This window comes from Salinirubellus salinus (genome assembly GCF_025231485.1).
GTDB classification, from domain to species: Archaea; Halobacteriota; Halobacteria; order Halobacteriales; family Haloarculaceae; genus Salinirubellus; species Salinirubellus salinus.
The window spans coordinates 4024552-4048538 of the sequence record NZ_CP104003.1; the positions used below are offsets into that span (position 1 = coordinate 4024552).

Annotated in this window: 23 protein-coding genes; 13 read left to right on the forward strand and 10 right to left on the reverse strand. The window is 69.0% G+C overall.

Going from position 1 to position 23987, the window contains the following annotated elements; all coding sequences use genetic code 11:
* Window positions 1-138 precede the first annotated feature (138 nt).
* Window positions 139-735 (reverse strand): anthranilate synthase component II, encoded by a 597-nt coding sequence (locus N0B31_RS20965; protein WP_260593601.1) that lies wholly within the window; start codon window positions 733-735, stop codon window positions 139-141.
* On the reverse strand, window positions 732-2303 hold the full coding sequence (gene pabB / locus N0B31_RS20970) for an aminodeoxychorismate synthase, component I (RefSeq protein ID WP_260593602.1): 1572 nt from the start codon (window positions 2301-2303) through the stop codon (window positions 732-734). Before pabB ends, N0B31_RS20965 begins: the two co-directional genes overlap by 4 nt.
* A gap of 195 nt (window positions 2304-2498) precedes the next feature.
* Between pabB and N0B31_RS20975 the strand changes: the two genes are divergently transcribed.
* The 3 genes from N0B31_RS20975 to N0B31_RS20985 all read left to right on the forward strand — a co-directional run bounded on the left by N0B31_RS20975 (window position 2499) and on the right by N0B31_RS20985 (window position 5074).
* Entirely contained in the window at window positions 2499-3509 is a 1011-nt protein-coding gene (locus tag N0B31_RS20975; protein ID WP_260593603.1) for a DUF8073 domain-containing protein, read from the forward strand.
* Between the two features lie 100 nt (window positions 3510-3609).
* Entirely contained in the window at window positions 3610-4332 is a 723-nt protein-coding gene (locus N0B31_RS20980) for a helix-turn-helix domain-containing protein (protein WP_260593604.1), read from the forward strand.
* 79 nt (window positions 4333-4411) lie between these two features.
* Window positions 4412-5074 (forward strand): helix-turn-helix domain-containing protein, encoded by a 663-nt coding sequence (locus tag N0B31_RS20985; RefSeq protein WP_260593605.1) that lies wholly within the window; start codon window positions 4412-4414, stop codon window positions 5072-5074.
* Between the two features lie 31 nt (window positions 5075-5105).
* Here N0B31_RS20985 and N0B31_RS20990 read toward each other — a convergent pair whose 3' ends face one another.
* Window positions 5106-5963, reverse strand: coding sequence for a methylenetetrahydrofolate reductase (locus N0B31_RS20990; RefSeq protein WP_260593606.1), 858 nt, complete (start codon window positions 5961-5963; stop codon window positions 5106-5108).
* A gap of 85 nt (window positions 5964-6048) precedes the next feature.
* Window positions 6049-7440, reverse strand: a complete 1392-nt coding sequence (locus tag N0B31_RS20995) for an aminomethyltransferase family protein (RefSeq protein ID WP_260593607.1) — start codon at window positions 7438-7440, stop codon at window positions 6049-6051.
* A gap of 327 nt (window positions 7441-7767) precedes the next feature.
* On the opposite strand from N0B31_RS20995, the gene folD reads away from it, so the two are divergent.
* The 3 genes from folD (at window position 7768) to N0B31_RS21010 (ending at window position 12554) form a co-directional block, all read left to right on the forward strand.
* Complete coding sequence (folD, locus tag N0B31_RS21000; RefSeq protein WP_260593608.1) at window positions 7768-8661, forward strand: bifunctional methylenetetrahydrofolate dehydrogenase/methenyltetrahydrofolate cyclohydrolase FolD; 894 nt, start codon at window positions 7768-7770, stop codon at window positions 8659-8661.
* 216 nt (window positions 8662-8877) lie between these two features.
* The gene (ilvA, locus tag N0B31_RS21005) at window positions 8878-10149 is read left to right on the forward strand and encodes a threonine ammonia-lyase (protein ID WP_260593609.1); all 1272 of its coding nucleotides are present in this window, start codon (window positions 8878-8880) and stop codon (window positions 10147-10149) included.
* Between the two features lie 611 nt (window positions 10150-10760).
* Window positions 10761-12554 carry a BCCT family transporter gene (locus N0B31_RS21010; protein ID WP_260593610.1) on the forward strand — a complete coding sequence of 598 codons (1794 nt, stop codon included), beginning with the start codon at window positions 10761-10763 and terminating at the stop codon, window positions 12552-12554.
* 75 nt (window positions 12555-12629) lie between these two features.
* Here the strand turns inward: N0B31_RS21010 and N0B31_RS21015 are convergent, their stop codons facing one another.
* Window positions 12630-12854, reverse strand: a complete 225-nt coding sequence (locus N0B31_RS21015; RefSeq protein WP_260593611.1) for a hypothetical protein — start codon at window positions 12852-12854, stop codon at window positions 12630-12632.
* 75 nt (window positions 12855-12929) lie between these two features.
* Complete coding sequence (locus N0B31_RS21020; protein ID WP_260593612.1) at window positions 12930-13505, reverse strand: hypothetical protein; 576 nt, start codon at window positions 13503-13505, stop codon at window positions 12930-12932.
* A 182-nt stretch (window positions 13506-13687) separates the two neighbouring features.
* Here N0B31_RS21020 and N0B31_RS21025 point away from each other — a divergent pair, with 182 nt between their 5' ends.
* On the forward strand, window positions 13688-14116 hold the full coding sequence (locus N0B31_RS21025; RefSeq protein WP_260593613.1) for a hypothetical protein: 429 nt from the start codon (window positions 13688-13690) through the stop codon (window positions 14114-14116).
* A gap of 59 nt (window positions 14117-14175) precedes the next feature.
* The gene (locus N0B31_RS21030; protein ID WP_260593614.1) at window positions 14176-14325 is read left to right on the forward strand and encodes a hypothetical protein; all 150 of its coding nucleotides are present in this window, start codon (window positions 14176-14178) and stop codon (window positions 14323-14325) included.
* Between the two features lie 11 nt (window positions 14326-14336).
* Here N0B31_RS21030 and N0B31_RS21035 read toward each other — a convergent pair whose 3' ends face one another.
* Window positions 14337-14783 (reverse strand): universal stress protein, encoded by a 447-nt coding sequence (locus N0B31_RS21035; protein WP_260593615.1) that lies wholly within the window; start codon window positions 14781-14783, stop codon window positions 14337-14339.
* Window positions 14784-15007: 224 nt separating this feature from the next.
* Window positions 15008-16210, reverse strand: coding sequence for a potassium channel family protein (locus tag N0B31_RS21040; protein WP_260593616.1), 1203 nt, complete (start codon window positions 16208-16210; stop codon window positions 15008-15010).
* Between the two features lie 152 nt (window positions 16211-16362).
* Between N0B31_RS21040 and N0B31_RS21045 the strand changes: the two genes are divergently transcribed.
* The 4 genes from N0B31_RS21045 (at window position 16363) to N0B31_RS21060 (ending at window position 19714) form a co-directional block, all read left to right on the forward strand.
* Window positions 16363-16761 carry a universal stress protein gene (locus N0B31_RS21045; RefSeq protein ID WP_260593617.1) on the forward strand — a complete coding sequence of 133 codons (399 nt, stop codon included), beginning with the start codon at window positions 16363-16365 and terminating at the stop codon, window positions 16759-16761.
* A 109-nt stretch (window positions 16762-16870) separates the two neighbouring features.
* Window positions 16871-18748, forward strand: a complete 1878-nt coding sequence (locus tag N0B31_RS21050; protein ID WP_260593618.1) for a BCCT family transporter — start codon at window positions 16871-16873, stop codon at window positions 18746-18748.
* An 89-nt stretch (window positions 18749-18837) separates the two neighbouring features.
* Window positions 18838-19230 (forward strand): Rid family detoxifying hydrolase, encoded by a 393-nt coding sequence (locus N0B31_RS21055; RefSeq protein WP_260593619.1) that lies wholly within the window; start codon window positions 18838-18840, stop codon window positions 19228-19230.
* Between the two features lie 100 nt (window positions 19231-19330).
* On the forward strand, window positions 19331-19714 hold the full coding sequence (locus N0B31_RS21060; RefSeq protein ID WP_260593620.1) for a hypothetical protein: 384 nt from the start codon (window positions 19331-19333) through the stop codon (window positions 19712-19714).
* Between the two features lie 37 nt (window positions 19715-19751).
* On the opposite strand, the gene fdhF is transcribed toward N0B31_RS21060, so the two are convergent.
* The gene (gene fdhF, locus N0B31_RS21065) at window positions 19752-21896 is read right to left on the reverse strand and encodes a formate dehydrogenase subunit alpha (RefSeq protein WP_260593621.1); all 2145 of its coding nucleotides are present in this window, start codon (window positions 21894-21896) and stop codon (window positions 19752-19754) included.
* 171 nt (window positions 21897-22067) lie between these two features.
* Between fdhF and N0B31_RS21070 the strand changes: the two genes are divergently transcribed.
* Window positions 22068-22628: a hypothetical protein gene (locus N0B31_RS21070; RefSeq protein WP_260593622.1), complete on the forward strand. Its 561-nt coding sequence runs from the start codon at window positions 22068-22070 to the stop codon at window positions 22626-22628.
* On the opposite strand, the gene N0B31_RS21075 is transcribed toward N0B31_RS21070, so the two are convergent.
* A complete protein-coding gene (locus tag N0B31_RS21075; protein WP_260593623.1) occupies window positions 22625-23986 on the reverse strand; it encodes an FAD-binding oxidoreductase in 1362 nt (453 codons plus the stop codon). The two genes, N0B31_RS21070 and N0B31_RS21075, sit on opposite strands and share 4 nt — an antisense overlap.
* Window position 23987: the final 1 nt, after the last annotated feature.

Genomic DNA, 23987 nt, shown 5'->3' on the forward strand with positions numbered 1-23987 from the left:
GACAACGGCCCGGGAGTGGGTCTCGAGCGGATGGCACGCGGCCAGCGGACTGCGGCGGCCGTCTCCTCCGGCGCGGGCATCCGCCTCGCGGTGGTCGCTATCGCCCCCATCACCGTGTAGACGACTGCCGAAGCTTCCCTACTGCACCGCACACCGCGCGACGAACGTCTCCACCATCTGCATCCCCACGTCTGTCAGGATGCTCTCGGGGTGGAACTGCACGCCCTCGTGTGGTCGCTCGCGGTGCCGGACCCCCATCACGACCTGTCGTTCGTCGTCGGTCCACGCCGTCTCGACGAGCGAGTCCGACAGGTCGTGCCGTGCGACACAGAGCGAGTGGTAGCGCCCCGCCTCGAACGTCTCGGGGAGGTCGGCGAACACGCCCGCGCCGTCGTGGCGGACGGTCGAGGGTTTCCCGTGGACCACGTCGGGCGCGTGGCCGACCCGGGAGCCGTTGGCCGCACAGAGCGCCTGATGGCCGAGACAGACCCCGAGCGTGGGGTACGAGAGGTCGCGGAACAGCGGGATGGAGACGCCCGCGTCGGCCGGGGTGCCGGGACCGGGCGAGACGACGATGCCGTCCGGGTCGAGCTCGCGGACGCCGGCCACGTCGACGGCGTCGTTCCGGCGCACGAGCACCTCGCCGTCGTCGGGTGCACCCACCGCCTCACCGACGTACTGGACGAGGTTGTAGGCGAACGAGTCGTAGTTGTCGACGACGAGGATACGGGTCACTCGCCGTCACCTCCCACCGTCTCCTCGCCGACGCCCGTCCCGTCGGCGACCACCTCCAGTTCGCCCCGGTCACCGAGCGCGTCGTCGAGCGCGTTCACCAGCGCGCGCCCCTTGTCGAGCGTCTCCTCGAACTCGCGTTCGGGCACCGAGTCGTGGACGATACCCGCGCCCACGCGGAGGAAGTACTCCGGCCCGCGGCGGACGAGCGTGCGGATGACGATGTTGAGCGTGGCGCGGCCGTCGAAGCCGAACACGCCGATCGAGCCGGTGTAGGGGCCGCGTCGGGTCCGTTCGACCTCGTCGATGATCTCCATCGTCCGGGGCTTCGGTGCGCCCGTGATGGTCCCGCCGGGGAAGACGGCCGCGATGGCGTCCGCGAGGTCGTACTGCTCGGCGAGTTCCCCCTCCACGAGCGAGACGAGGTGCATCACCTCCGAGTAGCGGTCGACGCGGCGGTACTCGGTCACGTCGACCGTGCCGAACCGGCTGACCTTCCCGAGGTCGTTGCGCTCCAGGTCCACGAGCATCGCGTGTTCGGCCCGCTCCTTCTCGTCGCTCAGGAGGTCTCGCTCCAGCTCGGCGTCCTCGGCCTCGCTCCCGCCGCGCGGCCGGGTGCCCGCGATGGGTTCCGTGAGCAGGCGGTCGCCCTCGCGGTGGAGGAGGAGTTCGGGCGAGGCGCTCACGAGGTCCACACCCGGGAACTCCAGCAGGGCGGAGTAGGGAGCCGGGTTCACCCGCCGGAGCGCGTCGTAGGCCGCGACGGGGTGGACGGCGGCGGGTGCCCGCAACCGCTGGGAGACGTTCGCCTGGAACGTGTCACCGTCGCGGACGTACGCCTTGACGGCTCGCACCCGGTCGGCGAACGCTTCGGGGGTGCAGTCGCTCTCGAACGAGGCGTCGGCTGCCGCGACGGGCGGGTCGGCGACCGACGGGTCACCCGTCGTCGCCCGCTCGGCCAGCCCGAGCGCGCGCTCCCGGCCCCGTTCGTAGGCCGCACCCGGGTCGTCGCCGACGCGGGGACAGGCGGTGATCTGGAGCGTCGTCGTCTCGCCGCGCGGCTCCTCCCACGCGGCGACGGTGTCGTAGACGGCGAGCTGGAGCGACGGGAGGCCGCGGTCGTCGACGGTGGTCTCGGGGAGTCGCTCCAGTTCCCTGGCCACGTCGTAGGAGAGCCACCCGAACGCGCCACACGGGTACGGCACGTCACACTCGCCACGGACGAGCGTCTCGCCGTCGAGGACGCCCGCGAGTTCGGCGAGCGTGGGCGAGTCCCCCGAGTCGTCGACCGGGACGAGGTCCGGGCCGACCTGCAGGCGGGAGATGGGGTCGACGGCGAAGTAGCCCCACCCGGACTGGCCGCCGGTGGTCTCGAGGAAGGCACCGTCGGGCGAGGGGCGGCGGCCGTCGGAGTCGGCGGGCACAGGCTCCGTCCGGGCCCGCCGGTAGGCGTCGAACGGGTCCGTCACGTCCACCCGGACCTCGACGGGGACCCTGGCCGTCGGGTGGGCCCGCTCGGCGGTCTCGAGGAACGCGGCTTCGGTCGTGACGACGTGCGGAGCGGGGGGCATAGTCGGTGACGGCCCGGCGACGGACTGGTCGGTAGGAGTTGGTGCCGAGGCCGACTAAAGGGTTTCGTGGCGGTCGACCACGCCGTCGTGGCCGCCACGCCCAGGGTCGGTGGGGTGGAGAGTATAAAAACGCCGACAGCATTCATCACGTAGTTTCATACCACGTTCGCACGGAGTGCCGTGCTAGAGCCTACCATGTCTCTTGGGTCGGCACTGAGTGAGCTGGGTCGGTTCCTCGACGCGTGTCGCGCGGACGGGACGGTGTCGAGTGTCGAACTGAGCGGGGGAGAGTCGGATGACGGGTCGCGGACGCTGACGGCCGAGGTGGTGCTCACGGCGTCTCTGACGGGTGGTGACGGGGCGACGACACTGTCGCTCGGGGCGGCGAGCGTCGACGCCGACGGGACGCTCCGACTCGGGCTCGAGACGACCGGGCCGGTCCTCCCCGTCGACGAGTACGACGTCGACGTCGTCTCGGCGACCGGGACGGTGACCGACGACGCGTCCGTGACCGTCGAGGCGCTGGTGGCCGTCCCCGCGGAGGAGGGGACGGGAACGGCGGCGGAGTCGGAACGCACCGAGACGGCGGTACTCACGGCTGGAGGGGAGGCGGAGCGCACCCAGGACACCGAGGACGTGGACGAGGAGTCCGCGACGGAGCGCGAGGCGTCGGAACCGCCGGCGCGCCGGGACCGTGACGTCCCACCCTTCCGCGACCGGGAACTGCTCGCGGAGGTGTACGAGACCCACGACACCTTCGCCGAGATGACCGAGGCCCTGGGGATGGACGTCACCGCCGAGACGGTCCGACGGTACATGGTGGACCACGGCATCCACCAGCCGAACTCCTACGACACGGGCGGGGACGACGAGGAGCGTTCGGAGTCGGACCAGACGGCCGAGGCGGAGTCCGTGACCGACCCCGAACCGGACGCCGACCCCGAACCGAGCCCACCCGTCGTCGCGGACGGCATCGGCCTGCCGGACGACGTCACCGTCGAGCGACTCATCGAGACGGTCAAGCGCTCGAACACCATCTACGAGGTCCGACAGGACATCGGCATCGAACACGACGACGCCCTCGAGATGCTCCGGGAACTCAACCTGCTCGACCTGGTCGTCGGCCGCCTCGCGACGGAGGCCGAACGCGACATCAGCCGCGACGAGATCGTGGGGCGCCTGCGCGCAGCCTCGACCGCGCAGTGAGTGGTTCCGCGCGTCACACCGCCGACGACACCGGTCCTCGCCGCGAACACTCCGCTCGGACGCACTGTAGGGAAGCGTGCACAGCCGCGCGAGACATTATATGGCAGGGTCCTCTGGTACCGGCAACGCCCACCACTCGCCCATGCCGATAATCACCGAAGTACGGTTCGCCCACCCCGACGGTGCGCTCGCGGACACGCTCGACGCGCTCCCGGAGCTGCAGGTGACCGTGGTCCCGGAGGCGAGCATGGGACCCCGTCGGAGCGTCTACCTGCTCCGGTTCGTCGACGTGTCCACCGAGGAGGTCCAGTCGACGCTCGAGGCCGACCACACCGTCGACAGCGTCGAACCGATGCCGGTGTTCGAGCGCGACCCGATGATCGGCGTCGAGTTCGCCCCCGGGACGAAGCTCCTCGCGCCGAGGGTCACCCGCGAGGACGGCTTCGTGCTGGAGGCCCGGAGTTCGAGTGCGGAGGTCCGGCCACGGGGCTGGTTCGAGCGGTGGCTCCTCCCGAGTCGGGAGGCGCTGCACGACATCTGGCAGGAGGCCCGCGGGGAGGGGTTCGAGTTCGACGTCCTCCGGTTCCGCGAGCAGGGCCGGACGGACCCGGAGTACAGCGGCGCGGCGCGACTCACGGAGGAGCAACGCGAGGCGCTCGTGGTGGCCTACGACCGGGGGTACTTCGCCGAACCGCGCGGTGCGTCGCTGGAGGAACTGGCCGAGGAACTCGGCATCTCCCCGACGGCGGTGGCTGGGCGGCTCAAACGCGGGATGCGCTCGCTCGTCGGGATGACGGCGGTCGCGGACCGGCCGGAGGAGTGAGTCCGACCCGGCGAAAGCGTTAGGCCCCTCCCACCGCTCTCGGAGACCAGCACCCGGCCCTCGGCCGGGCCGTCCACCGATGGTCATCACGGCACACGTCTACGCGGAACACGAGAACCTCGTGCTCTCGCCCACCATCCGCTCGCTCCGCGACGTCGAGGTGAGCGTCGTCTCCGACGCGGGGACGGACCCCGAGAACGACGTCCACTTCTTCCGGTTCGAGGCCGACGACTTCGGGGCCCTCGAGCGGGCGCTCGCCGACGACCGGACCGTCGCCGCGTTCTCCACCATCCTCGACGAGGGCGACCGGCGCACCTACCGCGTCGAGTACAGCGACGCGGCGAAGCGGGTCGCCCCGCCGCTGACCGAGATCGGCGGGCTCATCCGCGACGTACGGAGCCACCTCGATGGCTGGCGGCTGGAACTCCGGTTCCAGACCCACGACGGCGTCTACCAGCTCGACGAGTACGCGCGGGCCGAGGGCATCAGCCTCGACGTCCTCGAACTGACACACACGGACGGCCGAGAGGACCGCTCGGACTTCGGGCTGACCGAGGAACAGCGCGAGGCGCTCGTCGCCGCCTACGTCCACGGCTACTACGACGACCCGCGGGAGACGCCGCTGGAGGGGCTGGCGGCGTTGCTCGACATCTCGCCGACGGCCGTCAGCGGCCGCCTGCGCCGCGGGTCCGCACGGCTGGTCGAGGAGGTCCTGCTGGACGAGAACGGCGACGAGAAGTGACGGGTCCCGTGCCCCGGTGGTCGGGCCCGACTCAGCGCTCCAGCATCTCCCGGCGCCACTCCTCGCTGTCGGGCACCTGGTTGAACGTGTAGACGTGGACGTTGCGGAGACGGTACTGGTCGTCCCCGGCGTACGGTGCGAGCCCCTCCACGAGCGCCGTGGGGGTGTACTTCCCGCGCGAGCCGACGAGCTGCTTGACGAACCCGAGGACGCCGCTCGTCTTCCGGAGGAACTTGATGGAGTCCCCGACCCCCACCTTCTGCGAGATGCCGAGCAGCCGCTGGTACTTCATCACGCCGGGGATGCCGACGTCCACCGGCAGCTCGATACCCTGCTCGCGTATCTCCGCGACCCACTCGACGATGGCGTCGGGGTCGTAGCAGAGCTGCGTGACGATGTAGGTGGCGTACGGGGCCTTCTGCTCCATCGCCCCGGCCAGCGTCTCCTCGGAGAGGAACTCGTGGCCCTCGGGGTAGCCCGTGATGCCGACCTCCTCGAACTCGTACTCGCTCTCCTCGAGGGCGACGAGGAACTCGTAGGCCGAGGCGAACTCGCCGGCCGGTTCCTCACGGTCTCCCCCGGGGACGAAGATGTCGGTGACGCCGGCCTCGGTGAGCCGACGGGCGATCTCGTCGAGGTGCTCGCGGTCCTCGACGTAGCGCGCGGCGATGTGGGGGATCATCTCGTACCCCTCGGCCGCGGCCTTCTCCGTCCACTCGATGGTGGCGTCGATTCCCAGCGTCGGCGACGTCGTGACGGCGACGGTCGCCCCCTCGGGCAGGTGGTCGAGTTGCTCGCCCATGCTGTCGAACGGCATCAGTTCGAACTTCGGGTCGGCGAGCAGGCTGTGGACGCCGTCGGTCGTCGGCTGTGGTGATTCGAGTGCCATGGGTCGGGCTACGGGCTCCCCTGTCGTCGCAGCGGCCGGCCGGGGAGCGGGTGACCGGTCGGTGGGTGTTCGGTCGGGACGCGGTTCACTCCTCTGCTTCCTTCTTCGCGTTCAACTTCGCCTGTTCGCGTGCGCTCGGGTTCACGGACTCCTTGAACGGGACCCGTGTGGTCTTCGCGTAGACCGGTTCCCCCGGCTCCTCGGCGTACTCGTCGGGCAGGTGGACCTCGAACTCCACGTCGAGTTCCTCGTCGTAGATATCGTCGTTCAGCGGCACGTCCGTCTTCTCCTGTAGCTTCTCGGCCGGGACGAACCCCATCCCGATGTTCGTCTCGAGGTCCGGGTTGTACCACGGCGAGGTCAGGTAGCCACACTCCTCGCCCGTCTCCGGGTCGGAGATGAGCCAGAAGTCGGGCGCGTAGTCGCGGATGGGCTCGCCGGCCATCTTCAGGCCGACCTGCTTCAGGTTGAACGGGTACTCCCCGTTCTCGATCTGCTCTTTCTGCCGTTCGAGCACCTCCTTGCCGATGTAGTCGGCCTCCTTCTCGTCGCGCACGTGGTAGCCGAGGTTGACCTGGAACGGTGACGTCTCGTGGTCCATGTCCTGCCCCCAGGACTGGATACCCGCGGCGATGCGGCGGTGGTGGCCGGGGGCGATCTGCATCCCGCCGTGGTCGACCACCGCGTCGTGGACGGGGTCCCAGACGGCCTCGCCGTTCTTCGACGCCTCCTTGACGTAGACCTCGAACCCCTCCTCGCCGGAGAAGCCGGTCTGACTCACCAGCACGTCACAGCCGTCGATCTCGGCCTCCATCAGGCCGTAGTACGGGATGTCCTCGACCTTCTCACCGACGACGTCCACCATGACGTCCAGGGCGCGCGGCCCCTGGATCTGCATCGGGGCGACGTCGATCTCGTCGATCTCGACGTCGAAGTCCATCCCGACGTTGACCCCCTGGAGCCACTGCATCAGCGTGGAGTCGGAGATGGAGAACCAGAACTCGTCCTCCTCGATCCGGAGCAGGACCGGGTCGTTCAGGATGCCGCCGTCCTCGTTGCAGAGGATGACGTACTTCCCGTGCATCGGCTCGATGCTGGTCGCGTCCCGCGTGATGACGTAGTTCGTCAGCGCCTCCGCGTCCGGGCCCTTCACGCGGATCTGGCGCTCGACTGCCACGTCCCAGATGGTGACCGTGTTGGTCAGCGCCTCGTACTCGGCCATCGCGCCGCCGTCCTCGGGCTCGACGAGACCACGCGGGTGGTAGAGTCGGTTGTAGACGGTGCACCGCCAGGCACCGTTCTCGTTGAACGACTTGTCGAAGAACGGTGACTTGCGGACGCGGGTCGAGACGAGCATCTCGATGCCCGGATCGCCGGTCTGGCGGAGGTTGCGCGGCAGGACACGGTCCGACTGGTCGACACTCGGGTGGTTTGGGTGTTCACCACGTTCGGCCGGGGACAGTTGGTTGTCAGACATCACCTACCACCGTCACACTAGCCCTACATAAAAGAAGGGCGTGGGCCGTCCACTCTGGGGGCCGAATTCGGTTCACAGACGCTCTCTATCGCGTGAAATGCCGAATTCGCTGGAGTGCGAGCCGGCGCCGGCCACGCCCCGCCCTCGCGCCTTAACCTATCTGGAATCTGTCTGGTTATGGAATCCGGGGCGCGCTCGGGCCGGCGCGGCGCGAGACCCCGTGCATTGATAACGCTCTCCACGCTGAGTCGACCGTGTCTCGCGAGCCACGCGGCGGCGGGACGGAACCACGATGAACACAGCGACACCAACCGGTGGTGCGGCCCCGTGACGCACGTCCTCGACGGCAACGCGGTGGGAGACCGCATCCGGGACGGACTCCGCGGCTGCATCGACACGCTCGAGGGGGCCGGCGTCACGCCGGGTCTCGCGACGGTACTGATGAGCGAGGACCCCGCCAGTGAGACGTACGTCTCGATGAAACAGCGGGCCTGCGACGACCTGGGTATCGAGAGCTTCCACCACGAGCTCGACACGGACGCGCCCGCCGAGGAGCTGTTCGACACCGTCGAGTCGTTGAACGACGACGACGCGGTGAACGGTATCCTCGTCCAGATGCCGGTGCCGGACCACGTGGACGACCGGGCCGTCCTCCGCAGCATCGACCCGGTGAAGGACGTCGACGGGTTCCACCCGGAGAATGTCGGGCGACTCGTGGCCGGCGACGCTCGGTTCAAACCCTGTACGCCCCACGGCGTCCAGAAACTGCTCGAGGCGGCCGACGTCGACACGGAGGGGAAGGACGCCGTCGTCGTCGGCCGGTCGGACATCGTCGGCAAACCGATGGCGAACCTCCTCATCCAGAAGGCGCCCGGCGGGAACGCGACGACCACGGTCTGTCACTCGCGGACGAGCGACCTCGGGGCGAAGACCCGGCAGGCGGACATCGTCATCGCGGCGACGGGGTACCCGGAACTCGTCGACGGGTCGATGATCGCGGAGGGCGCGACGGTCATCGACGTGGGGGTCAACCGGGTAGACGCTGACACCGAGAAGGGGTACGAACTCGTCGGGGACGTTGAGTTCGAGAGCGCGAAGGAGAAGGCGGCCGTCATCACCCCCGTGCCGGGTGGCGTGGGACCGATGACCATCACGATGCTGCTGTACAACACGGTGAAGGCCGCCGGCCTCCAGCACGACGTCTCGCTGTCGCTCCCCTGAGTGGTGCCGGGCTGCAGGCCGCTCGCCGAATCGTGACTGTGGTCTGACGGGTCGTGTTTCTCGGCGGCCCGTGTGCGTCGGGGCACGAAACCCACCGACAGCGGGCGGCCGGTCGGCGGTCGCCGTGAGAGTTAAGCCGTGTACCGAGCGAACGGTACGGGACACCAGTCGTGTCGGACGCGGCCGGCGCGGACCGTCACGGCGGGGTGACGAACCATGAGTCAGGACGTCTCCGATACAGTCGAGTTCGCCGACATCGAGGCCGCACGGGAGCGGCTCGACGACCCGACGGTGGTGAAACGCACACCCGTCGAGCGGAGCACGTCGCTCGAGGCGATGACGGGTGCCGAGGCGGTCCACCTGAAGCTCGAACAGCTCCAGTGGACGGGGTCGTTCAAGACCCGCGGCGCGTACAACAAGATCCGGACCTGCCTCGACGAACGCGAGGTCGACGAGGTGGTGGCCGCGAGCGCCGGCAACCACGCACAGGGCGTCGCGCTCGCCGCGACGAGACTGGGGGTGGACTCGACCATCGTGATGCCCAAGAACGCCCCGCAGACGAAGGTGAACGCCACCCGGGGGTACGGTGCGACGGTCGAACTCGTCGGCCAGGACTTCCAGCAGGCGATGGCCCACGCGAAGGAACTGGTCGCCGGCCCCCGGACGGAGTTCGTCCACGCGTTCGACGACCCGGCCATCGTCGCCGGACAGGGGACCCTCGGCGTCGAGATGTACGAGGACCTGCCGGAGGTCGACACGGTCGTCGTCCCCATCGGCGGCGGGGGGCTCATCAGCGGTATCGCCACCGCGTTCGCCGAACTCAGCCCCGGGACGCGGGTGGTGGGAGTCCAGGCGTCGGGCGCCGCGACGGTGCCCGACAGCCTCGACAAGGGGATCCCGCAGACGCTCGACTCCGTGGACACCATCGCGGACGGTATCGCCACGGGCGGCATCTCGGAGCTGACACTCTCGATCATCCAGCGACACGTCGACGAGGTGGTGACGGTCACGAACAGCCAGATCGCCGACGCCGTCCTCCTGCTGATGGAGCGGGCGAAACAGGTCGTCGAGGGGGCGGGTGCGGCCTCCGTGGCGGCCATCCGGAGCGACGACCTGGACGTCTCGGACGAGGTGGTGATGCCGCTGCTCTGTGGCGGGAACCTCGACATGACGATGCTCCGGGCAGTGCTGGTCCACGCCCTGACCCAGCGCAAGCAGATCCTCAGACTGCGCGTCCACATCGACGACCGGCCCGGGAAGATGGCCGAGATATCGAGTGTCATCGCCGAACACGACGCGAACATCCAGAGCGTCCGTCACGACCGGGCGATGGAGGACCTCGACGTGGGGGACGCCTACCTCACGTTCCAGGTCGAGAGCACCGGGGAGGGCCACGCTCGGAACATCGTCGAATCCATCGCCGACCACGGGTACGAGGTCGAGGTCGTCTCCTCGGCCCAGCCGGGGAGGCCGTGGGACGACCGCTGAGCTGGGTCGGTCCCGCCCGGACGAGTGTCGTGGTCCACTGACCGTGTATTCGGGGGACACAGCCGTCCTACGACGGGTCATATATAAACGTAGCCACCAGTACAGGCAAAGATTTATACAAATTCCATCGTTTTCTCTCCCCTGAGGATTCGTGGCATGGTCAGAGTTGACACGGCGGGGTGCTTCCGATTCGGCGTTCCAGCGGCGACGAGCGACTCCGACCAGTCGGTCAGCGAGACGAGCGGTTCGCCCGACATCCTTGCGGGCGGCCTTCGGGCCGCCCAGAGCGCGTACGACGGGGGACGTCCGTCGAACCCAGTCGTAGGCGGCGTCGCAGGTGCCAGTGCCGGACCCACCGAGGTAGCCGGTACGAGCCCCCGTGGCGACACACGGGTCGCCGACAGGGAGGGTGGTGTGCTCGGCGTGGCGGCGCCGGAGCGGCCAGACGACCGTGACCATCTCAGGAGTACCAAGGTAGGCAACCGAACCACAGGACGGAGACAGCGTAGCGCGAGAACCGATCAGGAAGCAGTCGTGCCGAAACGGGACACCAGAACACGAACCAATGAACGAAGCAACGCACGGAAGCGGATGGTATCGGGTGATTGATCATGGCTGACGGTCAGGACGACACGGTAGGTGAGAGATCGGAGGGGCTCCAGGTGGAGCTGTTCCACCCCGAGTCCGACCGCAAGCCCGGCGACACGAACATCGAGCGGTGGGGCTTCGACGTCCACCCGGTCGTGTTCCCCATCGCGCTGGTCATCATCGTGGCGTTCGTCGGCGCGACGCTCGCCCTCGGTGAGAGCGCCTCGGCGGCGTACAGTGCCGTGTTCGACTTCATCAACGTGAACTTCGGCTGGTTCTACATCCTGGCCGTCAACGTGTTCATCGGCGCACTCCTGTTCTTCGCGTTCAGCAAGTACGGGAAGATCCGACTCGGAGGGGTGGAGGCCGAACGCGAGTTCAGCACCTTCGCCTGGATGGCGATGCTGTTCAGCGCTGGGATGGGTATCGGCCTGATGTTCTTCAGCGTGGCCGAGCCGATGTGGCACCTCGGGACCGGTGGTGGGAACCTGTTCGACGTCGCCCCGCAGAGCGGGCAGGCCGCACAGGCCGCCATGGGCGTGACGTTCTTCCACTGGGGGTTCCACCCGTGGGCCATCTACGGCCTCGTCGCGCTGGGACTGGCGTTCTTCTCGTTCAACCGCGGGCTGCCACTGACCTTCCGGTCGGTGTTCTACCCGCTGCTGGGTGACCGAATCTACGGCTGGCCCGGACACGTCATCGACCTGGTGACCGTGTTCGCCACGCTGTTCGGTCTGGCCACCTCGCTCGGGCTCGGTGCCCAGCAGGTGAACGTCGGGCTGTCACGGGTGACCGAGACGCTCACCGGGAGCAGTCTCGTCCCCATCGGCATCACCTCACAGGTCGCCATCATCGCCTTCATCACGGCCATCGCGACCCTCTCGGTCGCGGCCGGCCTCGAGGGCGGTGTCAAGCGACTGAGCACGTTGAACGTCTACATCATGATCGTCTTCCTCGCGTTCATGTTCATCGCGGGGCCGACGCTGTACCTGCTCGACGCCATCCCCCAGAGCATCGGGTTCTACTTGCAGAACCTGGCGTTCATGTCGTTCTTCACCGAGTCGTTCCTCGGTGAAGGCGTCCAAGGTGGCTACGAGAACTGGGCACACTTCTGGACGATATTCTACTGGGGCTGGTGGATCGCGTGGTCCCCGTTCGTCGGGCTGTTCATCGCCCGTATCTCGAAGGGCCGCACCGTCCGCCAGATGGTCGTCGGCGTGCTGCTCATCCCGACGGCGTTCTCGTTCGTCTGGCTGGGTGCCTTCGGTGGCGCGGCCATCTACGCCCAGCAGGTCCTCGGGACGGGCCTCTACGGGACGCTGACGAACGCCGAGAGCTTCGGACAGGCACGCGCCATGTTCGCCATGCTGGAGGCGTTCCCGCTCACGACGGTCACGTCCATCGTGGCGGTCCTGCTGGTGACGACGTTCTTCGTCACCTCGTCGGACTCGGGGTCGCTGGTCATCGACCACCTGACCTCGGGTGGCAAGCACGACGTCCCGCGCACCCAGCGGATCTTCTGGGCCATCAGCGAGGGGACCGTCGCGGCCGTCCTGCTCATCGGTGGCGGGGCGGCGGCGACGAACGCGCTGCAGACTGCGGCCATCACGACCGGCCTGCCGTTCGCGGCCATCCTCCTACTGATGGTGTACACGGTGTACCTGGGTCTCGACACGGAGTACGAGATTCTGCAGTCCGAGGAGTTCCGCGAGCGCATCGGGCAGATGAGTGGCGAGGGCGACGTCGTCGTCGGGCGGTCCGGCGGTGACGTCGTCACCAGCGTCCGCGAGGGCTCTGGCTCCGAGACGGACGACTGACCGGTCGAGGCGGCACTTTCTTTCGGTCGCGACGTATCCAGCGGCGGCGCTCTCGACCGGTCGGTCCAGCGCGTCTCAGTGGTACCGCCACTCGTCGTCGTCGTCGTGACTCCGCGTGACGGTGTCGTCGTCCTCCTCCCTGTCCTCGGGCCACTCGATACCGCCGGTCATGCTCTTGTAGACTGTCCCCGCGACGGCGACCACGATCAACACCAGGACGAGCGTCCCGGCGAGGCCGACGGCGTTCGTGAGCCACTCCGGGAGGCCCGTCTGGAGCACCGGTGTCGGGACGGGTGTCATCCCCTCGGGGTAGGGCTTCGAGCCGATTGAGTGTTGCCCACACCTCTCACACGCCGTTCGGCGAGTCGGGGACTTTCAGGCCTGCCTGACCTCCTGGACGGTGGAGGCGTGGAGCCACTTCCTGACGGCGCCGCCGATGCCCACCGAGACGACGGCCACCCAGAGCGCCCCCGCGGGGGTGGAGGCCGCCACCGCGATCGCGCTGGCGATGCTGGCCCCGACGACCAGTCCGGCCCACGGCGTCCCTCCCCAGCCGAGTTCCACGATGGCCGTCCCGACCACCGTGAACCCCAGAGCGGCGACCAGTATCACCACCACCACGCCGAAGACCAGGCCGAGGACGGCCGTGTTCCGCCCCAGCAGCTCGAACTGCGAGAGGCGTGCGCCGAGGTAGAACACCGCGAACAGGATGACGACGTGGGCGGCCACGCCGTAGGCCGCCGAGCGGAGCGGCCGGGCGCGCGAGGAGGCGACCGACCGGTCGACGACCGGCCCGAACTGCCAGAGGTACGCCCCACCCACCAGCAGGACGGTGACGAACACACCCACGGCCCTGACCTCCGGTGGCGCCTCCGTGACAGCTGTCGGGTCGAGTGTCTGGAGTGTCACGCGCGGCCCGAGCGACACGAGCGTCGTCGAGAGTCCTGCCATCGCCCATCGTTGCGAGTCGAGGGTCGAATAGCTGTCGCCGGTCCCGACCCCACGGCCGCCCCCGTACCGCCCCTCGAATCTGCCCGCCCGTGCACCACCTACACCACCGCGACGGACGCTCACACCTCGCTAACTGCCCGTTACGGGGAACTTATTGCCGTCGTTCCCCTACGTGTGGGTAGATGGGGACAGCCGCGTACATGTACGACCTCTGCAAACGGGGACTGGACAAGATCATCGACCCCCTGCGCAAGGACGAGTCACTCGAACACTTCACCCTCGCCATCCCCGAAGCACAGACCACCACTGTCGACAGCGTGCAGGGGTGGCAACGCCGGCCGCCGGCCATCCTGGCCTGCCCCGGTTGCGACGGCGACATGGAACAGCCGAACGCCATCGGACCCATCTCCTGCACCAACTGCTGGCGGGAGTTCCCGAACGAGGAGTTCGCCGACCACGAACTCCGCTCGATGCGCTGTCCGCGATGTGAGACGGAGATGCAGTGGGGTCGGCGCCACCCGCAGCTGTTCGACATCCCCGAGTGGGCGACCTGCCCCGACTGTCAGTACCACTGGGACCTCGACCACTGGTTCAAGCGCCGGCGCCGCTGACCTGACGAAGGTATAAGCGACCCCCCGTGGAACAGGGTGACAATCCGGTGTCGACGACCGTGATAGGACCCTCGACGATTCTGGCGGTGCTCGCAGTGGTACTGTTGCTCTTCGCACTCCTGCAGTTCGCGGCGGGGAACCTCCTCGTGGCGGGCGTCACGATGCTCGCGGTGAGCCTGACCATCTTCTACCGCGAGACGCGACTCTGAGCCGGGTCGCGTCAGCCGTCGTCCTGGTTGTCCCGTCGCCGGCGGATGGTCGTCACCGGCACTCTCGAGGACTGGAGCACCTTCTCGGCGGTACTGCCCAGCAGGTTCCCGAAGCGCCCGCGGTAGCCCGACCCCATGACGATGAGGTCCATCCCCTCGTCCTCGGAGTAGTCGGTGATCTTCTCGTGGACGCGTGGGCCGACCTCCACCCTGGTGACCACCTCGACGCCCGCGTCGGTGGCGCGTTCGGCCACCTCGTCGAGTATCTCCTGGCCGTACTCCTTCGCTCGCTCCTGCTGGTCTTCCATCGTGTCCGAGAGCCACGGGTTCCCACCCTCCTCGACCACGTAGAGGAGGTGGAGTGTCGCACCGACGGACGCGGCCAGGTCGATACCGTGAGCCACACCACGTTCGGCGTCTTCACTACCGTCGACCGGGATGAGGATTCGTTCGTACATTTGGCACCCTCTGAGAGGTCTGTTGACTAGTCACAATGATATAAGTTTTGACGGGAGCGACCCGAAGTCGACACTGTCCGTCCGGCGGGGCCGTCGAACCGCGTGCACGCGGCGTGGCAGGCCCTCGGACGGGGCGTCGGCCCGCCGGGGCCGTCGGCTCGTCGAGGGGGAGTCGCTCCGTTCCTCGAACTCTCCACTCGCTGGTAGGTCGAGCCTGTGGTCCGTCACTCGTCCTCGCGGCCGTCGTCCTCGCCGAGCACCGACTGCCCCAGTCGGTGGCCGCCGATGACAGCCGGGCTGACGACCTCGTCGGCGCCGACGCCCCGGAGTTTGTCGACGTGTCGCGGGTCCTTCGCGGCGGCGACCACCCGGACGTCCGGGTTGGTCTGTCGGGCGGCCAGCACGGACAGCGTGTTCCGTGCGTCGTCGTCGGTGGCCGCGACGACACCACGGGCGACGTCGATGCGGGCGTCCAGCAGCGACTCCTCCTCGGTGGGGTCCGCGGTGAGGACGTTCAGGTCGCGCTCGCGGAGCGCGGAGGCGACGTCGGTGTCCGTCGTCAGCACGACGACGTCGGTGTCGTCGGCGAGTCGGTCGAGGAGCGGTTCGGTCAGGTCGCCGTAGCCGAGGACGATGACGTGGTCCTCGAGCAGGGTGAGTTCGGAGGCGGTCATGTTGCCGAAGGCGGAGGTGATGCGTGACTCCAGTGCCGGGACCAGCAGCGACCCGAAGACAGCGCCGAACGCGGCGGTGCTGGTGACGATGATGGAGAGCGTGAACAGTTTCGTCACCTGACTGGTGGGCGTGGCGTCGCCGTACCCCACCGTCGTCCCCGTGACGACGATGTAGTAGAACGCGTCCGTCCACGTCTCGATGCCGACGTAGTCCGACCGGAGGACGTACGCCCCGATGGTGCCGTACACCTGGACGCCGGCGAAGACCGCGATGGCGATGCTCTGGAACGGGGAGAGTTCGAGTCGCTGGTCGAACGTGTCGCGGTGGTAGACGACGAGCGGCAGGGTGGCCACCGTCACCAGCAGGAGGGGGATGCCCGTCGCACGGCCCGTCGTCAGCGGCAACAGCGCGAGCAGGGGGAGCGAGAGGACGACGCCGTACCACGCGACCCGCAACTGTCGCTGGAGCCCCGCCGTGAACGCCGCGAACAGGAACGAGAAGAAGATGCCGTAGAGTCGGATCAGGTCCCCGTCGCCCGGGACGAGCGCCGCGAGGGGGCCCTCGAGCGACACCGTCGCGCCGCTCAGGTCCGAGAGCCCCGTCACGAACGCGAGGATGGCGACGGCCCCGGTCAGCAGCACCGCCACCCGTGCCCCCGAGAACTCCCGCCAGTAGACGAACGGTACCCTGTCGTCGCTGTGGAACAGTTCGCGCAGGGCGGTGTCCGTCGGCCGGGGTGTGTCACTCGACACCGTGGCGCACGTATCGGGGAGCGAACGTAAATATTCGCCGCCGGCCGGTGGGTCCAGCGTGCCGGTGGGGCCGACACGTCGCCCGCCACGTGTCCCACCCGGTGGGACGGTTCCCCGCAATTGTTGCTGGTTCGTCCCGAAACCGAAGCGCCATGTACCCAGTACTCGTCGCGGTGGACCGGTCGGAGACGCGGGCACGGCACCAGGCCGAGTTCGTGGCGGGGCTCCCGAACGCCACGAGCGAGGTGGAGGCCACCGTCCTCTACGTGTTCCCCCACCAGGACTACTCGGGGGCGCCCCAGCACGCGTTCGAGGAGATCGAGGCCGCCGTCGCGGCCGCCGACACGCTGGAGGCGGCCGGGGTGCCGGTGAACCGTGTCGCTGAGGGCGGCGAGGTCGCCAGCACGATACTCGAACACGCCGCCGAGGTCGACGCCGAGATGATCGTGCTCGGCGGCCGGAAGCGCTCCGGCGTCGCCAAGGTGCTCATGGGGAGTACCGCCATGGACGTCCTCGTCTCGGCGGAGCGCCCGGTCACCGTCACCGGGTGAGCGGCCGACCGGCGGACGGACCGTCTACGCCGGCCCGAGAGAGGCGGGGCCCCCGTCTCTGCAGGGTTCGGCGACAGGAATATGTCACCACGTCCCTACCGTGTGAGACATGTCCACGCAGGGTGGGAACGCCGTCGAGACGGCCTTGCGCAAGACGCTGGTCCCAGTCTGTGTCCTCTCGGGCGTCGTCATCGCCGCCGGGTTCTTCTTCCCGTGGGCGGTCGGCCCCGTCGTCAGCGGGCAGGGGTGGCTCGTCGTCTCCCTGCTGTTCTTCGGCTCCGCCCTCACCTACCTCGCGCTCCTCCCGGCCGTCGGCGACGACGACGACGACCCCGACCCCCGGACGAGCGCGCCGTACCTCCTCCGGGTCCGCCACCTGTCGCTCAGAGAGACGTTCAGGGGCTTCTTCGCTCGGCAGGACCCCGTCGTCTTCGGCGTCCCCGTCCTCGTGTTCGCGCTGTTCTTCGGCCTCCAGTTCCTCGCCCCCGGCCCCACGGGACGGGCGGTGGGTGCGGCCACGGACGTCCTCCTGACGCGGTTCGACTGGCTCTTCCTCGGCGCGATGTTCGTCGCCGTGCTCTACTGCGGGTTCCTCCTCTTCGGCCGCTGGGGCGAGATACGTCTCGGCGGCCCGGACGCCGAACCGACCTACACCTACCCCACCTACTTCGCGATGTTCTTCACCGCCGGCATCGCCGCCGGCATCGTGTTCTGGGGGCCGGCCGAGGCGATGTTCCACTACCAGTCCCCGCCACCGTTCGTGGACGCCGCCCCACAGTCGGACGCCGCCATCGTCGGGGCGCTCACCTACGCCCTGTTCCACTGGGGGTTCTCGGCGTGGAGCGCCTACGTCGTCCTCGGACTCCCCATCGCGTACTACACCTACCAGCGTGGGGCACCCCTGCGCGTCTCGACCATCCTGACGCCGTTCCTCGGTGTCGAGAACCTCGACGGCCCGTGGGGGAAACTGGTGGATGTCCTCGCGGTGTTCGCCACCATCGGCGGCGTCGCCACCTCCGTCGCGTTCGTCAGCCAGCAGTTCCTCGCCGGCGTCGACTTCCAGTGGGGCGTCGCGCAGGGCGCACTCGGGCCCGTCCTCATCGTCGCCGGCCTCACGCTCATCTACGTCGTCTCGGCCGAGAGCGGCGTCCAGCGTGGCATCCGCCGCATCGCGGGCGTGAACGTCGCCCTGTTCGCGCTGTTCGTCGCCTTCCTCGTCGCCGTCGGCCCACGAGCGTTCCTCCTCGAGCAGAGCAGCGCCGCCGTCTCGTCGTACGTCGCCGGGTTCGTCCCGATGAGCCTCTACACCGGCGGCGGCGCGTGGGTGGCGAACTGGACGGTGTGGAACTGGTCGTGGTGGTTCTCGTGGGCGCCGTTCGCGGGCCTGTTCCTCGCGGCGCTCTCGAAGGGCCGCACGGTCCGGACGGTCGTCTCCACGGGCGTCGTCGCCACCTCGCTCGCCACCATCGTCTGGTTCCTCCTGCTGGGTGGCACCTCGCTCCACCTCCAGCACACCGGCCGCGCGGACGTGCTGGCCTCCATCGCCGAGTACGGCGGCAGCGAGGCCGTCGCCGGCTTCCCCATCTTCGCGGCGCTCCCGCTCGGCCAGCTCCTGATGTTCCTCTTCCTCGCGCTCATCATCGCGTTCATCGTCACCTCGGCGGACACCTCGACGCTCGTCGTCGCCATCCTCGGGACGAAGCGCGAACTCGCCCCCACCACCGGGAGCATCGTCTTCTGGGGCGTGTTGCAGGGACTCGTCGCCATCTCCGTCCTCGTCCTCGGGGGCGGTCAGGCCCTGCAGGCCGTCGCCGTCCTCACCGGCGGCCCGTTCGCCGTCGTCGCCCTCGTGGCGCTCGCCGGGCTGACGGTGACGTTCTACCGCGAGGAGGGTGGCCACCCCTCGCTCCTGGACCGGGCACGCCGCCGACTCGACGTCGAGGGGGCCAAGACCCCATCCGAGGTGTTCCGCGACGGGGACGACTGAGTCCACGACCCCTCGGTCAGCCGAGACGAATCGCTCCGACGACCCCGTGCGGTACGTATAAGCGGCTCACGGTCGAGTTCCGGCGCGCGATGAAACGGACCGTCAGCACCGACGACGCCCCCGCGGCGGTGGGCGCGTACAGTCAGGCGACGACCACCGGCGACCTGCTGTTCACCGCCGGCCAGCTCCCGCTCACGACCGACGGCGAACTGCTGGACGACGAACCCGTCGCCGTCCAGACCGAACAGTGTCTCGCCAACGTCGAGGCCATCCTCGCCAGCGAGGGACTCGGACTGGAGGACGTCCTCAAGACGACCATCTACCTCGACGACATCAAGGCCTTCGACGAGATGAACGAGACGTACGGCGCGCACTTCGACGCGGAGCCACCGGCCCGGAGTGCGGTGGAGGTCGGGAACGTCCCGAAGGGGGCGGCGCTGGAGATAGAGGTCATCGCAGACGCGAGCGGCGCGTCCGAGTGACGGCCCCGGCCGTCGACCCCCACTCGTCTGACCGTCCGTTCAGGGGCCCGAACAAACGCTTACGCCGTGTCGTGTACACGCCCCGGACGGTGGTCTCCACGTGCGTCCCGAGGTCGGGCAGACGGTCACGCTGGCCCACGCCAAGCGGATGGCTGTCGGCTACAGCGTCCTGTTCCTCGCAGCCCTCGCCATCGGGGCCGCGCTCTGGGTGAGCGGCGCGGAGGGGCTGGCGCTGGTCGTCTGGCTGTTCGGCAACGGGTTCACCGCCTTCATGGGCGTGCTCACCGTGACCTGGGACGTCTTCGAGTACCTCGTCCCGGAGGACGCGGGGAACACCCGGACCGGCCGTGCCGAGGGACGCGAGCTGCGTCCCGGCATCGGTCTCTCGCGAGACACGCGCGTCGCGCTCCGTGTCATGCTCGTGCTCCTCGCGCTGACGGCCGTCGCCACGCTGGCGTTCTCGTACGCGCTCGGACTGCTCTGAGTGGGCGACGGGACGGACGAGAGAAGGTCGGGGCCGCTCAGTCGTCGGCCGGGGCCTCGGGGTCGCCGTCGCTCGGTTCGATACCGACCTCTATCTCGGCGGCGGCGGCCTTGTACTCCGGAATCTTCGCCCGCTCGTCGAGCACGTCGTTCGTCAGCCGGTTCGCGGAGGCGGCCGCGAAGTGCGGTGTGGTCCAGATGGACCCCTCCACGATGTCCTCGGTGACGTGTGCCTCGACGGTGATCTCGCCACGGCGGGACTTCACCGTCACCGTGTCGCCGTCCTCGATGCCGTATCGCTCGGCGTCGTTCGGGTGGACGTCGACGAAGTTCTCCGGGTGCTGCCGGTTGAGCGTCGGCGACCGACGGCTCATCGTCCCGGTGTTGTAGTGCTCCTCCAGCCGGGCCGTCGTCAGCACGAGCGGGTACTCCTCGTCGGGCACCTCCTTCGGCTCCTGGTGGACGACACCCTCGATCTTCCCGAGGCCGTTCGCCGTGTCGAACGACTCCTCGTAGAGGAACTGGTCGCCCTCGTCACCGGGTTCGTAGCAGGGCCAGTGGATGCCCTCCTCGCCCAGCGCCTCGTAGGTCATCCCGTGGTACGAGGGACAGACCTGCCGGAGCTCCTCGAACACCTCCTCCGGGTCCTCGAAGGTGAAGCCGCCGTCCTCGCCGAAGAGTCGGGTGCCGACCTCACAGAGGATCTCGAAGTCGTGTTTCGTGTTCTCGTGGACCTTCTGGACCCCGCGCATCCGCTGGACCCGGCGGTCCGTGTTCGTGACCGTGCCGCCGCGCTCGGCCCACGTCGTCGCCGGCAGGACGACGTCGGCGAACTTGGCCGTCTCGGTCATGAAGATGTCCTGGACGACCATGAACTCCAGTTCCTGCAGGCGCTCTTCCACCCGGTTCCCGTCGGGCTCGGACATCACCGGGTTCTCGCCCATCACGTAGAGCCCGTGGACGCTCTCGCCCGCCTCGTGGGATATCTCCACGTTCGTCAGGCCGGGTTCGGGGGGGACGTCGAACCCCCAGACCGCCTCCACGCTCTGCCGGGCCTCGTCGTCGTCGACGAGCTGGTAGCCCGGCAGGACGTTCGGCATCGCACCCACGTCACAGGTGCCCTGGACGTTGTTCTGTCCGCGGAGCGGGTTGACGCCGGTCCCCGGACGGCCGAGGTTGCCCGTGACGAGCGCGAGGTTGATCTCGTTCTGGACGTTGTCGACCCCGCAGGTGTGCTGGCTCATCCCCATCCCGGTGAAGATGGCGGAGTTGTTCGCCATCGCGTACTTCTCGGCGGCGAGTTCGAGGTCCTCCAGCGGGACGCCACAGCGCTCGGCCGCCTCCTCCTTGTCGAAGTCCGCGAGCGTCTCTTTCAGGTGCTCGAACCCCTCCGTGCGCTCCTCGATGAACTGCTCGTCGATCCAGCCCGCCTCGGGCTCCTCCTCGTGCCGTTCGAGGATGGTCTTGATGATGACGTTCAGGAGCGGGATGTCCGTCCCGGGGTTGAGCTGGAGGTGCATGTGCCGCTCGGTCTCGTCGATCTTGAACGAGCGGGTGGTCTTGTTCTTGTGCGGGTCGACCTGGATGACGGTCGCCCCCTCCAGCACCGCCTGTCGGAAGTACTGGCTGTTGGCGATGGGGTGCTGCTCGCCGGGGTTCGCACCCTGTATCCAGAACACGTCGGCGGCCTCCTCCAGGTCCTCCATGCTGTTGGTCATCGCGCCGGCACCGAGGCTGGTGCGGAGCGCCCATACCGTCGAGGCGTGACACATCCGCGTGCAGTTGTCGACGTTGTTGGTGCCGTAGCGGCGCGCGAGCTTCTGGAGGAGGTAGTTCTCCTCGTTCATCGTCTTCGAGGACCCGAAGAACCCCATCGCGTCGGGGCCGTGCTCCTCGCGGATGCGCTCCAACTCGTCGACGATGCGGGAGTAGGCCTCCTCCCACGTCGCCTCGCGGAACTCGCCGTCCTCCTTGACGAGCGGGTCGGTCAGGCGGTCCTCGTGGTCGACGACTTCGGTCGCCGCGCCACCCTTGATACAGATGCGGCCCTCGTTGACCGGCGCGTCGCCCCACGGCATGAACCGCATGTCGCCGGGTTCGTCGCCGGGCATCACCTGGATGCCGCAGCCGACGCCACAGTACGGACAGATGGTCTTGACGGGTTCCTTCTCCTCACTGGACATGGGTCATACCTCCGGACAGTGCGTTCTCATGTGCGACTCTCTGTCAGAGACGTGGCGGTGCCACGGGCATCAATCTTCCGCGAGCAGGGGGGCCACCGGGGCCCGTACGGGGCGATTCGACCTCGCTCGCCGGGGAAACGTTGAGGCCCGTGGCCGGGCAACAGGCGGCCGATGGACCTGACCCGTGCGGTCGTCGAACGGGCGGCCGGGGAGTACGAGGCCGTCCAGCCGATGTACACCGTCGAGCAGGAACACGTCGAGATGCTCCCCGAGACGTTCCGCAGCGGCGAGTACGGCTGGCGCGACGCCGAGTGGGTCGTCCAGTGGCACTACCGCCGGTTCCTCGGCGCGTACCCGAACCGCGACCGCCGGGCCGCCGAGGGCGAGTACGACGAGAACGAGTTCGAGGACGTCCTCGACGCCGTCGCGGGGGCCGTCGACGCCGAGGACACCGCCGCGCGACTCGGCGCGCTCACGGCCCTCTCGGGCGTCGACGTGCCGGTGGCCTCGGCGTTCCTCCTCTTCCTGTCGCCAGAACGGTACGTTGTGGTCGACGAGTGGACGTGGGGCGTGCTCCACGAGGCGGGGGAACTGGACGACCCCTATCCCGCGCCACCGGACGTCGAGGCCTACCTCGCGTTCGACGCGGCCTGCACCCGCCTCCGCGAGCGGTTCGACGTCGACGCGTGGACGCTCTACCGCGCGCTGTGGGTACTGGGCGGCGAGGCCTAGTCGGGGGCGAGCGCCGGCGTCGCCCGGAACAGCCCCTCGGGGTCCCAGCGCCGTTTCACCTCGACGAGTCGCTCGTAGTTCTCCCCGTAGGCCGCCCGTTCGCGGCGCTCGCCCTCCTCGCTGCCGACGAAGTTCGCCGCCACCTCGCCCGTCGTGTACGGCTCGACCGCCTCGTGGAACGACTCGACCCAGTCGACGTGCGCCTCGTCGTCGGTCGGGTCGTCCCACCGGGCCTCGACGAGGAGGTGGTGGGCGTCCTCGCGGTGCGGGTAGGCGGTGGCGTCGGCAGGTGGGTCCGTCTCCGCGCCGCTCCGGGGCGAGACGAACACCGTCGCCCCGGCCGAGGGCGCTCGCTCGGCCCACCCGGTCACCGTCTCGACGGCCCCCGCCGAGAGCGAGTCGAGGTACTGGCTCCGCAGGTGAGTCCGCATGCTCCCGCGGCTCTCGCCCGCTCGCTGGAACGCCGCGTACGGACGGGCCCGGAGGCTGTCGAACAGGGGGTCACCGAACTCGCGCAGCGGTTCCAGTACCTCGCGTCCCGCCTCCGGGTCTCCTGCGTAGCAGACGATACAGATGGCGACACGGGTGTCGTGGACGGACTCTGGGAAGTACGACGCCGCCGGCAGGACCATGCTCCCGAAGAGGAGCCGGACCTCGCGCGGGGCGTCCGCGAGGAACGACTCGTACCGGCGGGCGAGCGCCCCGGCCCGGTCGTGCGGGTGGACGAGCGAGCCCGCGAACACCTCGCCGACGGGGTGCAGGTCGAACTCGAAGGTCGTGACGACGCCGAACGAGCCGCCCCCGCCGCGGAGCGCCCAGAACAGGTCCTCGTTCTCGGACGCGCTGGCGCGGACGAGGTCGCCGTCGGCGGTCACCACGTCGGCCGACCGGAGATTGTCGCAGGTCAGGCCGTACCTGCGGCTGAGCCAGCCGACACCGCCACCGAGTGTGAGTCCCGCCACGCCGATGTTCGGGTCCTGGCCGCCGGGGACGGCGAGGCCGAACGCGCCCGTCTCGTGGTCCACGTCGCCCCACGTCGCCCCGGGACCGACCCACGCCCGTTCGCGGTCCGGGTCGACCCGGACCCAGTCCATCGGCCGGAGGTCCAGCGTGAGGCCGCCGTCCGCGAGGGCGCTCCCGGAGACGTGGTGGCCGCCGCTCCGGACCGAGAACGGCAGAGAGGAATCGCGTGCGACCTCGACACCCGTGAGAACGTCCGCGGCGCCACGACAGCGGAGGACGGCCGCCGGGCGCTTCTCGACCCGGGCGTTCCAGAGCGTACACGCCTCGGCGTACCCCTCGTCGCCCGGTTCGAGGAGCGCGCCACGGGTCCGGTCGCGGAGGCGTGTGAGGTCCATC

Bases quoted from the DNA above. Each gene is read 5' to 3' on its own strand.
- pabB (WP_260593602.1), bottom strand. From the start codon at position 2,303: ATGCCCCCCGCTCCGCACGTCGTCACGACCGAAGCCGCGTTCCTCGAG.
- N0B31_RS20975 (WP_260593603.1), top strand. From the start codon at position 2,499: ATGTCTCTTGGGTCGGCACTGAGTGAGCTGGGTCGGTTCCTCGACGCG.
- N0B31_RS20980 (WP_260593604.1), top strand. From the start codon at position 3,610: ATGGCAGGGTCCTCTGGTACCGGCAACGCCCACCACTCGCCCATGCCG.
- N0B31_RS20985 (WP_260593605.1), top strand. From the start codon at position 4,412: ATGGTCATCACGGCACACGTCTACGCGGAACACGAGAACCTCGTGCTC.
- N0B31_RS20990 (WP_260593606.1), bottom strand. From the start codon at position 5,963: ATGGCACTCGAATCACCACAGCCGACGACCGACGGCGTCCACAGCCTG.
- N0B31_RS20995 (WP_260593607.1), bottom strand. From the start codon at position 7,440: ATGTCTGACAACCAACTGTCCCCGGCCGAACGTGGTGAACACCCAAAC.
- ilvA (WP_260593609.1), top strand. From the start codon at position 8,878: ATGAGTCAGGACGTCTCCGATACAGTCGAGTTCGCCGACATCGAGGCC.
- N0B31_RS21010 (WP_260593610.1), top strand. From the start codon at position 10,761: ATGGCTGACGGTCAGGACGACACGGTAGGTGAGAGATCGGAGGGGCTC.
- N0B31_RS21015 (WP_260593611.1), bottom strand. From the start codon at position 12,854: ATGACACCCGTCCCGACACCGGTGCTCCAGACGGGCCTCCCGGAGTGG.
- N0B31_RS21020 (WP_260593612.1), bottom strand. From the start codon at position 13,505: ATGGCAGGACTCTCGACGACGCTCGTGTCGCTCGGGCCGCGCGTGACA.
- N0B31_RS21025 (WP_260593613.1), top strand. From the start codon at position 13,688: ATGGGGACAGCCGCGTACATGTACGACCTCTGCAAACGGGGACTGGAC.
- N0B31_RS21035 (WP_260593615.1), bottom strand. From the start codon at position 14,783: ATGTACGAACGAATCCTCATCCCGGTCGACGGTAGTGAAGACGCCGAA.
- N0B31_RS21045 (WP_260593617.1), top strand. From the start codon at position 16,363: ATGTACCCAGTACTCGTCGCGGTGGACCGGTCGGAGACGCGGGCACGG.
- N0B31_RS21050 (WP_260593618.1), top strand. From the start codon at position 16,871: ATGTCCACGCAGGGTGGGAACGCCGTCGAGACGGCCTTGCGCAAGACG.
- N0B31_RS21055 (WP_260593619.1), top strand. From the start codon at position 18,838: ATGAAACGGACCGTCAGCACCGACGACGCCCCCGCGGCGGTGGGCGCG.
- fdhF (WP_260593621.1), bottom strand. From the start codon at position 21,896: ATGTCCAGTGAGGAGAAGGAACCCGTCAAGACCATCTGTCCGTACTGT.
- N0B31_RS21070 (WP_260593622.1), top strand. From the start codon at position 22,068: ATGGACCTGACCCGTGCGGTCGTCGAACGGGCGGCCGGGGAGTACGAG.
- N0B31_RS21075 (WP_260593623.1), bottom strand. From the start codon at position 23,986: ATGGACCTCACACGCCTCCGCGACCGGACCCGTGGCGCGCTCCTCGAA.